At 71.7% G+C, this 9,756-nt stretch carries 9 protein-coding genes; 3 read left to right on the top strand and 6 right to left on the bottom strand.

What is annotated here, in order from left to right:
- Positions 1–1,352, bottom strand: a 1,352-nt coding sequence (locus EAO70_RS09845; RefSeq protein ID WP_148002638.1) for a glycoside hydrolase family 10 protein, incomplete at its 3' end; no start/stop codon positions are given.
- A gap of 523 nt (positions 1,353–1,875) precedes the next feature.
- On the opposite strand from EAO70_RS09845, the gene EAO70_RS09840 reads away from it, so the two are divergent.
- Positions 1,876–3,099: a C39 family peptidase gene (locus EAO70_RS09840; protein WP_187283826.1), complete on the top strand. Its 1,224-nt coding sequence runs from the start codon at positions 1,876–1,878 to the stop codon at positions 3,097–3,099.
- A 198-nt stretch (positions 3,100–3,297) separates the two neighbouring features.
- Here EAO70_RS09840 and EAO70_RS09835 read toward each other — a convergent pair whose 3' ends face one another.
- Positions 3,298–3,546: a hypothetical protein gene (locus EAO70_RS09835; RefSeq protein ID WP_148002626.1), complete on the bottom strand. Its 249-nt coding sequence runs from the start codon at positions 3,544–3,546 to the stop codon at positions 3,298–3,300.
- A gap of 459 nt (positions 3,547–4,005) precedes the next feature.
- Here EAO70_RS09835 and EAO70_RS09830 point away from each other — a divergent pair, with 459 nt between their 5' ends.
- Together EAO70_RS09830 and EAO70_RS09825 are read left to right on the top strand one after the other, a co-directional pair.
- The gene (locus tag EAO70_RS09830; protein ID WP_148002625.1) at positions 4,006–4,695 is read left to right on the top strand and encodes a hypothetical protein; all 690 of its coding nucleotides are present in this window, start codon (positions 4,006–4,008) and stop codon (positions 4,693–4,695) included.
- 156 nt (positions 4,696–4,851) lie between these two features.
- Positions 4,852–5,250 (top strand): VOC family protein, encoded by a 399-nt coding sequence (locus tag EAO70_RS09825; protein WP_261992784.1) that lies wholly within the window; start codon positions 4,852–4,854, stop codon positions 5,248–5,250.
- A 130-nt stretch (positions 5,251–5,380) separates the two neighbouring features.
- Here the strand turns inward: EAO70_RS09825 and EAO70_RS09820 are convergent, their stop codons facing one another.
- The 4 genes from EAO70_RS09820 to EAO70_RS09805 all read right to left on the bottom strand — a co-directional run bounded on the left by EAO70_RS09820 (position 5,381) and on the right by EAO70_RS09805 (position 9,751).
- Complete coding sequence (locus EAO70_RS09820) at positions 5,381–6,670, bottom strand: cyanophycinase (protein WP_148002623.1); 1,290 nt, start codon at positions 6,668–6,670, stop codon at positions 5,381–5,383.
- Positions 6,671–6,822: 152 nt separating this feature from the next.
- Entirely contained in the window at positions 6,823–8,034 is a 1,212-nt protein-coding gene (locus tag EAO70_RS09815; protein WP_148002622.1) for a M20 family metallopeptidase, read from the bottom strand.
- Positions 8,031–8,783, bottom strand: coding sequence for an amino acid ABC transporter ATP-binding protein (locus EAO70_RS09810; RefSeq protein WP_148002637.1), 753 nt, complete (start codon positions 8,781–8,783; stop codon positions 8,031–8,033). The genes EAO70_RS09815 and EAO70_RS09810 overlap by 4 nt, the downstream gene beginning before the upstream one ends.
- Positions 8,784–8,791: 8 nt before the next feature.
- Positions 8,792–9,751 (bottom strand): amino acid ABC transporter permease, encoded by a 960-nt coding sequence (locus EAO70_RS09805; RefSeq protein ID WP_315986226.1) that lies wholly within the window; start codon positions 9,749–9,751, stop codon positions 8,792–8,794.
- Between the last annotated feature and the right edge of the window lie 5 nt (positions 9,752–9,756).

Genomic DNA, 9,756 nt, shown 5'->3' with positions numbered 1-9,756 from the left:
CCCGTGGCCAGGCGGGTCGGGAGCGGTCCGAGAACGGGCTGCCCCCAGTGGGCGAGCCGCATGTTCGCGACGTCGCCCACGCGGTCCTCGCGGACGTCCTTGGCACTGAAGAAGAGGTCCCCGCCCACCTCGGGGAGGGTGGTGTTGAGCGTCAGGTGGCGCGTCAGCTCCTTGCCGTCCTGCCAGGGAGCGGGCTGCCCCGCCGCTCCCGACTTGTACACGGCCTGCCCGATCCACAGTTCCGTGTCCGTGTCCCGGACGACCTCGGCCCACCAGGGCGCGAGGACGGCGTAGTCGGCGACGGCCAGTCCGATGTGCCAGTACACCTGGGGCGCGATGTAGTCGAGCCAGCCCTGCCGGACCCAGCCCCGGGTGTCCGCGTGCAGGCCGTCGTAGGACTGGAAGGCGGCGGTGGCGGAGCCGCGCGCGTCCGTGCTCGCGTTGCGCCACACTCCGAAGGGGCTGATGCCGAAGAGCGCGTCGGGACGCACGGCGCGTACGGCGTCCCGCATCTCACGGACCATGAGGTCGACGTTGTGGCGGCGCCAGGCCGCCTTGTCGGTGTGGCCCGCGCCGTACGTACGGAACGTCTCGTCGTCGGGAAAGTCGGAACCCGCCACCGGGTACGGGTAGAAGTAGTCGTCGAAGTGGACGCCGTCGATGTCGTAGCGCCTGACGGCGTCGAGCATGGCCTCCTGGCAGAAGCGGCGTGCGGCCGGCACCCCGGGGTCGTAGTAGAGCTTGCCGCCGTAGGAGACGGTCCACTCCGGATGGGTGCGGGCCGGATGCCCGGGAACCAGCGCGGCGGGGTCGGGCTGCATCGAGACGCGGTACGGGTTGAACCAGGCGTGGAACGCGAGACCACGGGTGTGCGCTGTCTCGACCATGAAGGCCAACGGGTCGTATCCGGGTTCCTGTCCCTGCGTTCCGGTGAGCCACTGCGACCACGGCTCGTAGGGCGAGGGCCAGAAGGCGTCGGCGGTGGGGCGGATCTGGACGAACAGGGCGTTGAACCCCCACGCGAGGGCGTCGTCCGCCAGCCGCGTGAACTCCGCGCGCTGCGCGGCGGCGTCCAGGCCGGGGCGCGTGGGCCAGTCGATGTTGACCACCGACGCGATCCACATCCCTCGCATCTGCCGCTCGACGGGTTCGACGCGAGGGGTGGCGTCGGCGCGATCGACGGGATCTGCGCGATCGGCGGTGAGTTCGAGTCGATCGGCGGCGGGCGTCGCGGCGTGGGCCGTCTGGGAGGGGAGGGCGGTGGTGCAGCCGGCCGCCGCGATGGCGGCGAGGACCGTACGGCGACCGGGAGCGGACAGGGGCGGGGAACCGGCGGTGCGGTGCGGTGACATGGAGACCTCCGCGGGCGAGGTGGCGACAGGGGCGGGGAGGAACGCCGCCCTGTCCGGATGCGTGGTGCCGTCGGGACGGGCGTACGGCGTCCTCCCGAACCGGCTGGTCCGCGCGGTCGCCGTCGCCGGCCGGGCACTCCAGCCGGGCACTCACGAGGGCGGCGCGGCCCGGGGCGCGGTGGACGCGCCGCGGCCCATGCTCGCCCTCGTCGTCCCCCTGCGGCAACGACCCGATGTCCACCTGGTCACGGAGGGCCTGGACATCGTGTCGATCGTCCTCACGCCGATCGGCTGCCTACCGTGGTGCACCAGCCTGGCCGGCGGTCTCGCCGTCACGGCGACGGTCCCTTCGGGTCGCCGTCGTCCTCGGACCGCCGTACGCCCTCCGCGGACGGTCGTAGGGCCTCCGCGGGCGGCCGGGAGCCGCTGGTGGGAAGGACCGGGCCGCTACCATGTGGGCCCCGCCCCGGGCCCGGCATCCGGCCGGGTCGTACCGGAGCTACGAGAGAGCGGCAGGAAGACCGTGACAGGCGAGAACCGTGGGCGAAGCGACGACCCGACCGCGCCCCGGGCGGTGCTGCACCGCTGGTCGGAAGCCCGTCACTTCGACGACGCGGTCCTCGGCGGTACGGCGTGGTCGGACGGTGCCCTGCGCCTGGAGTCCGTCGAGGGCGACGAGACCTTCGTGGACCAGCACGGCCACGCCGCGCTCGAATGGCAGTACGCGACCTGCTCGACCGGCTGGCGCGAACTGCCGTTTCCGGCCGAGGAGCTGATCCCGTCGTGGACGGCGCTCACACCCGCCGGAACGCGGCTGATGGTCAGGCTGCGCGTACGCGACGAGGACGGGAACGTCTCTCCCTGGTACGTCATGGCGCACTGGGCCTCGGGCGACGAGGTGGTGCACCGCACCACCGTGCCCGGGCAGACGGGCCCCTTCGGAGCGGTGGACGTCGACGTGTTCGTGGCGGCCCCCGGCCGGCCCGTCCTCGCCTATGACCTGGAGGTCCGGCTCGCGCGGACCCAGGACGCCCCGGAGGGGCCCGCCGTGCGGGCCTTCCACGTCGCCGCCTCGTCGACGCCCCCCGACCACCGACAGCCGGTGAGCGGTCCCGCCGGGGCGTGGGGCACGGTCCTCGACGTGCCGCGGCGCTCCCAGGAGCTGCACACCGGCCACAGTCCGCAGTGGGACGGCGGCGGGGAGGCGTGGTCGGCGCCGACCTGCACCTCGATGCTCGTCGAGTACTTCGGGCACGGCCCGGCCGACGGGGAGATGACGTGGATCGACCCGGCGGACACCGCGCCCCAGGTCGACTTCACCGCCCGGGCGGTCTACGACTACGCCTACAAGGGGTGCGGCAACTGGGCCTTCAACGCCGCCCATCCCGCGCGCTACGGGCTCGACGGCATGGTCACGCGACTGCGTTCGCTGAGCGAGCTCGAACGCTTCATCAGCGCGGGCATCCCGATCGCCACGGCCCAGAGCTTCCGTATCGGCGAACTCGCGGGCGCGGGTTTCTCGCCGGCCGGAAGCATCAAGATCGTCTGCGGGTTCACGACGGAGGGGGATGTGGTGGTCAACGACCCGCTGTCGGCCACCGACGAGGAGGTGCGCAGGATCTACCCGCGCGGCGAGTTCGAACGCGTCTGGCTGTCGGAGTCCGGCGGTGGCGGCGTGGTCTACCTGGTGCACCCGCCCGAGCTTCCGCTGCCCGCCAACGTGCCCGGTCTCGAACCCAACTGGTAGTCCTGGCAGAGCGTTTCGCTGTGTCTCCGCGCCCAGCCGGAACGGCCGCGGCGCGCACCGTCTCGATGGCCGAGCCGTCCGAGGCGGCTTCCGACGCCGAACCGCGGAGCGCTTCGAGCACCGGCGTACGAGGCGCGGGGCCGATATCGCCGGAGGTGCCGATTCCATCCCTGCGGCTCCCCTCGTCGTGCGGTCGCGTCAGGAGGCCGGGTCGAACCCGCTCGGGGCCTCGGTCTCACTCCGCTCGTAGTTGGCCAGAGCCAGTCCGAGACCGAAGAACGTCGGCGCCCACTCTCCGACGAATATCCCCCACCGGTCCGCACGTTCGATGTCCTCGCGCCTGCTGGAGGCCGACCAGGACACGAAGGACAGCGCGATGGATCCCAGGGCGGCGGCATAGGCGTGCTCGCTGCGCAGTCCGATCTCATGAAGCTTCTTGACGATCATCGGTCGTCCTCCCGTAAAGAATGGGTCGCCCCTAGTTCGGCCTGCCCGGAACGGATGGATGCGGTTGGGGAGGATTTGTCCCTGCCTGTCGCTACGAGCGTCGGCGGACGGACGACCTGACGGCGGGCGCGCAGACGGGACGATGCGCGGCGTGATCAGCTGGATGCGCCACACCCCGCGCTGGACGGTCGCAGCGGTCTGCGGCATCGCTGCCGGGACTGACCGTCTTCGCCGCGATCGTCCTGGGGACGGCACCGTTCATCCGACGGCACCATGACCGACGGCGCGTCGGCGCGGGAGACGAGCCCTGCCCATGAGCGCGCGCCGGGCGTCAGCCTCACCCGGCCGTCCCCTCCTGGCCCGCCGACATCCGTTCCTGATACGGACCGGCGCTGTTCTACGATCATGGTTCTGGCGTCACGCGGCGCTGTACGAGTACGGGACGGACTGGGGGACGGAATGGCGATCGACAGGCCTGGCCGACCGGAGAACCTGCCCGCGGCCGAAGTGCTGTGGGCGCGCTGGGCCCTGGCCGCCGTGCTGGAGGCCACCGCGATGGCCGAGGCCCAGGGCGTGCGCCGCGTGGGCACCTGGATCGACGACCGGGGTCTGCACCTCGACGACCGCGGCTGCACCTGGTGGACGTTCCAGCACCTGGGAGCAGGCCGCTACCTGCTCTACGGCGAGGACGAGTCGAGTGCCGTGAAGTGGCACGAACCCTCGATCGACATGCTGGCGCAGGCGCCGGACTGGCTGCCGTACGAGCACCTGCGCGGGCTGCTGGAGGGCTGGGAGCTGGGCTGTGTGTACTGGTACGAGGACGGCGCCTGGGCGCGAGCACCCTACCCGGGCGACCTGGACGACGACGGCCTCGACTGCGGCATGAGCCGTTTCGCGGTGCGCGAGGAACTGCTGCGCGACCTGATCGCCTCGGAGCGCGGCCTCCCCCGCGACCGGGCGGACGGTCTGGTGGCCGCGGCGGAGGCGCGGAGCCTGACGGCCGTCGAGATCGGCGAGGTGCTGGACGCGGCCGCCGCCGCGGACGAGTACGTGGCGGCGGACCGGGAGGCGATGCTGCGGTCCCTGGAGCTCGCGGCCCTGACGGCCCCCGGTCCCGTCGTTCCGGCCGCGTCGAACGAGCCTGGCTGAGGCCCGGGGGATGGATTCGGCCGCGGTGCATCCATAGGCGGGCGTCAGGGGAAGAGTCGTCGGAAGCACCGCACCGGCTGTCCGCGACCGCCGGTGCTCGGAGGCGGTGGCTCGGGCGACGCGAACGTATGGGAGCTCTCGGCCATGGAACCGGATGTGACACTGCACGCGTATCTGAGCTTCGACGACGCACCCGCGGGGATGCGGTGGCTGGAACGCCTGGGCTTCGAGACCGTCGCGCGGCAGGCCGACGACAACGGCCGGATCATCCATGCCGAGCTGCGCCTCGGGCAGGCGGTCGTGCTGCTCGCGACCTCGCAGGCCGCCTACGACGTTCCCGCGCTCAAGGGTGACTCCACCGGTGGTGGGGTCTATCTCGCCGCACAGAACGTGGACGACCTCTACAACCGGGCCGTACAGGCAGGGGGACGCTCCGTCCTCGCCCCCGAGGACACCGCGTGGGGCAGCAGGCGGGCCCGCGTGCTCGATCCGGAGGGCCACGAGTGGAGCTTCGGCTCCTACGCGCCGGGGCGGCGAGGGAACGACGAGGAGTGACCCGACCTGAGGCGCGCGCCCGGGAGCACACGTACCGGCCGAACGGACCTCCAGGGCAGCTCCGCGAGAACGGTTCGCACGCCCTCGCGGAGCACGGCGTCGGTAGCTTCGGCCACTTCGGCCACTTCGGCTACTTCGGCGTGATGCCGATCCGCAGACCGATCAGAGTCTGCGCGTCGGCCCCGGTGTCGGACCACGCCGTGAATCCCCGGGGCTTGGTCAGGGTGACGGTGAAGCCGGGCCGCGTCTCGTAGGTCGTCGCCGTGGCCCGGTGCTGGACGCGCGCGGCGAGTTCACGGGCGGTGGTCCGGAAGGCGTAGGGCCGGCCGTCGGGGTTAGCCGCCGAGTAGAACGCGTCGGTGTTCTCCGGTACGGGGGTGGTGTCGCGGGGAACCAGCCGCTTCTTGTCGGGCGCCGGGCGTGCGGACCAGGTGCGGGCGAGGTAGCGGTCGCCGTGGGTGAGGTAGGAGTAGCGGGCGTCGTCCAGGGACCAGCCTGCCGTGGTGGTGCGGGCGTGCGCCCGGCGCAGGTCGAGGACGGCGACGCCGTTGGGGCCGAGGACGGACAGTCGCTCGCGGGTGGTGCCGGGGTCGTCGACGACGAGGGCGGTGTTCTCCTCCAGCGCGTAGACGCGGTCGTGGTGGGTGTCGGCGGCGAGGCGAAGCGCACGTCCTTCTCGGCCGTACGCGCCGGTGTGGGTGTCGATGAGGCCGGAGCGCAGGAAGCCGAAGCCTCCTCGGGGGAGGTACCCGAGGCGGGTCGCGTCGTCGAAGTAGCCGGGGCTGCTGCCGTCGCGAAGTCCTTCGTAGGACTCTCCGCCGGTGACCATGTCGGGTCCGGAGACGATCTGGGCACCGGCGGACGAACCGGCGACGACCGCTCCCCGGGCGAGCTTGGCGCGAATGGCGGCGAGGACTCTGGAGTCCTTGTGCCGGTCGCCGTTGAGGAGCGTGGTGACGTAGCGGTACTGGTCGCCGCCGCCGAAGAAGAAGCCCGTCATGGCGTTGACCTGGGCGACCACGCTGTCCGCGTCCGCGTTCTCGAGGTGGTCGAGGTCGATGGGGATCCACTGCGCGTCGGCGGCTCCGTGCCTCTTGAACAGGTTCGCGTAGGAGGCGCCGTTGCAGGCGGAGTTGCTGCAGCGGTCCGGATCCCCGGCGTCGGGGTCCTGGCTCTCGGGCACCGAGGCTGCGGTGATGACGCCGATACGGGCCTGGGAGCCGCCGGCGCGCTTGATGATCTCGCCGTACACCTCGCTGTTGTCGTCCTTGAGCCCGCCGCCCACGAGGACGAGGGATCCGGCGTGACGGGAGGCTGCGGGGCTGGCCTGTGCCGGGGGCGTGGCGGTGAGCAGGGCGAGAACGAGGGCGGTGCTGCCGGCAAGGACGACGCGGCGGGCGGAACCGGAGTGTGCGCGCATGGTGCCTCCGTGGGCGGTGTGGGTGGGGTGGCCAGGGCTGCGTGGCGTACGCGGTCAGGCCTGGTGGTGTCTGCGCAGGGCGGCGGGAGAGCGGCCCGGGGGTGGTGAGGTGAGGCGCGGCCGACGACGGCGGTGCCCCTCGGCGTACGCGCTCAGTCGTGGTCGGCGGTGCCGAGCGAGGCGATCAGCCCGGCCAGCATCGCGACGCGCTGCGGGACGCTGGAGGTGTCCAGCCATTCGCCGGGCGTGTGGTCGGCGCCTCCGACCGGTCCGAGCCCGTCGAGGGTGGGCACTCCCGCGCCGGCGATGAGGTTGGCGTCGCCGACTCCCCCGGTGGCCGCCGCGCCCAGGCGTACGCCGTAGTCGGCGGCTGCCCTGCGCGCCGCTTCGAACATGCGCCGTGAGGCGGGGGTGTCCTCCATCGGCGGGCAGAGGTCGATCTGCTCGACCGTGATCGCGGTGCCGGGCACGGCGGGGTGGGCCGCGGCGTGGTGGATGGCCTGGGTGGCGCGCCTCATGTCGGCCGTGGTGGCGGCGCGCACCTCGATCCGCAGTTCGGCTTCGGGGCACACGATGTTGGGGCGGGTGCCCGCCCGGACGACGCCCACGTTGAGGGTGACGTCGTCCCAGTGTCCGTTCAGGCCTTGCAGTTCGACGGTGAGATGGGCGGCGGCGAGGGCCGCGTTGGCTCCGCGTTCGGGCTCGATGCCGGCGTGCGCGGCGCGGCCGGTGACGGTCAGGCGGAAGTCGGCGACGCCCTTGCGGGCGACGACGAGGTCGCCGTTCTCGCGGGCGCATTCGAGGCCGAGGCCGTAGTGCATGCCGCGTGCGGTCTGCTCGATGAGCGGCCTGCTGATCTGGGAGCCGATCTCCTCGTCGGGCGTGGCGAGGAACACCAGTTCTGCGAAGTCCTGGACGGAGGCCTCCTGGAGGATCTCCAGTGCGGTGAGTCCGGCCAGGAGCCCGCCCTTGTCGTCGCTGACGCCGGGGCCGTGGGCGATCGCGCCGTCCAGGTGGAACGGCCGCTCGGCCGCGGTGCCGTCGTCGAACACGGTGTCCATGTGGGCGGCGAGGAGGATCCTGCGCCCGTTCCCGGCGAGATCGAGACGGCCGCGCTTGCGCCCGATGATCGCGTCCCCGGCCCGGTAGCGGTGGTCGGCCGGGAAGCGGACGCGCTCGACGTCGAACCCGAGCTGGATAAGCCGTTCCTGGACCCAGTCGGCGACCTCGTTGACACCGTCCGGGCTGTAGGAGCCGGAGTCGATGGAGACGAGTTCCCGCAGATCGGTCAGGTACCGGTTCCGGTGTGCGTGGGCCAGGGTCAGCAGCTTCGCGCCGAGCCGCTCACGAGGGGGCGCGCTCACAGGACCTTGGACAGGAAGGCGCGGGTGCGTTCCTGCTCCGGGTCGACGAGTACGTGTCCCGGGTCGCCCGCCTCGACGACGACTCCCTGGTCCATGAAGACGGCGGTGTCGCCGACCTCGCGGGCGAAGCCGATCTCGTGGGTGACGACGACCATGGTCATGCCGTCGGCGGCGAGGTCACGCATGACGTCCAGGACGTCGCCGACGAGTTCGGGGTCGAGGGCGGAGGTGGGCTCGTCGAACAGCATGAGCTTGGGCCGCATCGCCAGGGCTCGGGCGATGGCCACACGCTGCTGCTGACCGCCGGACAGCTGTGCGGGGTAGTGCCCCGCGCGGTCGCCGAGGCCGACCCGCTCGAGGAGTTGCCGTGCCCGTTCGCGGGCTTCGGCCCTGGGCACCCGGCCCACCCTGATCGGGGCCTCGACGACGTTCTCGGCGGCCGTCATGTGAGGGAAGAGGTTGAAGCGCTGGAAGACCATGCCGATGTCGCGGCGCCGTTCGGCCACTTCCCGCTCGCGGAGCTCGTGCAGCTTGTTCCCGTGCTGCCGGTAGCCGACGAGTTCTCCGTCGACGGTGAGTCTGCCGCCGTCGACCTTCTCCAGGTGGTTGATGCACCGCAGGAAGGTGGACTTCCCGGAGCCGGACGGACCGAGGAGGCAGCACACCTGCCCGCGTTCGACGGTGAGGTCGATCCCCTGGAGCACCTCCAGCTTCCCGAAGTGTTTGCGCACGCCTTCGGCGCGCACCATGGGGGCGTTCATCGGCTCGTCTCCTTGCTGTTCCCGCCGATCAGGTTGTTGCTCCCGCCGATCGGCTTGTCGTTCCCGCCGATGAGCCTGTTGTTGCCGCCGATCAGCCCCGCCGCTCCGCCCAGCATCCGCCGGAGCGGGGAGACGCGGCCGGCCTGGGCGGTGCCGCGGCCGTACCGGCGTTCCAGCCATGCCTGGGGGATGCCGAGCAGGGTGACGAGCGCGAGGTACCAGAGGCTGGCGACCACCAGCATCGGGATGACCTGGTAGTTCTGCGCGTACACGTCCTGGATGTTCGACATGAGGTCGTGGGCCGAGATGACCGAGACCAGTGCGGTCATCTTGAGCATGTTGATGGTCTCGTTGCCCATCGGCGGGATGATGACGCGCATGGCCTGGGGCAGGACGATCCGTCGCATGGTGAGCGCGGGCCGCATGCCCAGGGAGTGTGCGGCTTCGGCCTGGCCGGGGTCGACGGACTGGATGCCGGCCCGGACGATCTCGGAGGCGTAGGCGGCCTCGTTCAGGCCGAGTGCGAGCAGGGCGGCGACGGCGGGGGTGAGGAGGGAGTTCGTCTCGGCCTGGAAGAAGGTGATGCCGGTGAACGGGACGCCGATCTTCACGTACTGGTAGAGCGCCGCCGCGTAGCCCCAGAAGATGATCTGGACGAGGAGCGGTGTGCCGCGGAAGACCCAGACGAAGGCGTTGGCAAGACCGTAGAGCACGGGGCTGGTGGAGAGCCTCATGACCGCGATGAGGGTGCCGAGGCCGAGGCCGAGTGCCATGGCGGCGGCCGTGAGCCAGAGCGTCGTCGCGAGGCCGTCGAAGATCAAGTCGGCGAAGAGGTAGGTGCCGACGACGTCCCAGTGCAGGTTGTCGTTCTTCGCCAGGGAGCCGATCAGTCCGACGAGGGCCAGGATCGAGGCGGTGGCGGCGATCCAGCGCCCGTAGTTGCGGACGGGGACCACTGCGA

The organism is Streptomyces sp. adm13(2018), from assembly GCF_008042145.1.
Classification (GTDB): domain Bacteria; phylum Actinomycetota; class Actinomycetes; order Streptomycetales; family Streptomycetaceae; genus Streptomyces.
This window is presented reverse-complemented; position numbering and strand designations above follow the sequence as displayed.

Excerpts from the sequence above, each read along its gene's own strand:
- EAO70_RS09835 (WP_148002626.1), bottom strand. The coding sequence starts at position 3,546 with ATGATCGTCAAGAAGCTTCATGAGATCGGACTGCGCAGCGAGCACGCC.
- EAO70_RS09830 (WP_148002625.1), top strand. The coding sequence starts at position 4,006 with ATGGCGATCGACAGGCCTGGCCGACCGGAGAACCTGCCCGCGGCCGAA.
- EAO70_RS09820 (WP_148002623.1), bottom strand. The coding sequence starts at position 6,670 with ATGCGCGCACACTCCGGTTCCGCCCGCCGCGTCGTCCTTGCCGGCAGC.
- EAO70_RS09810 (WP_148002637.1), bottom strand. The coding sequence starts at position 8,783 with ATGGTGCGCGCCGAAGGCGTGCGCAAACACTTCGGGAAGCTGGAGGTG.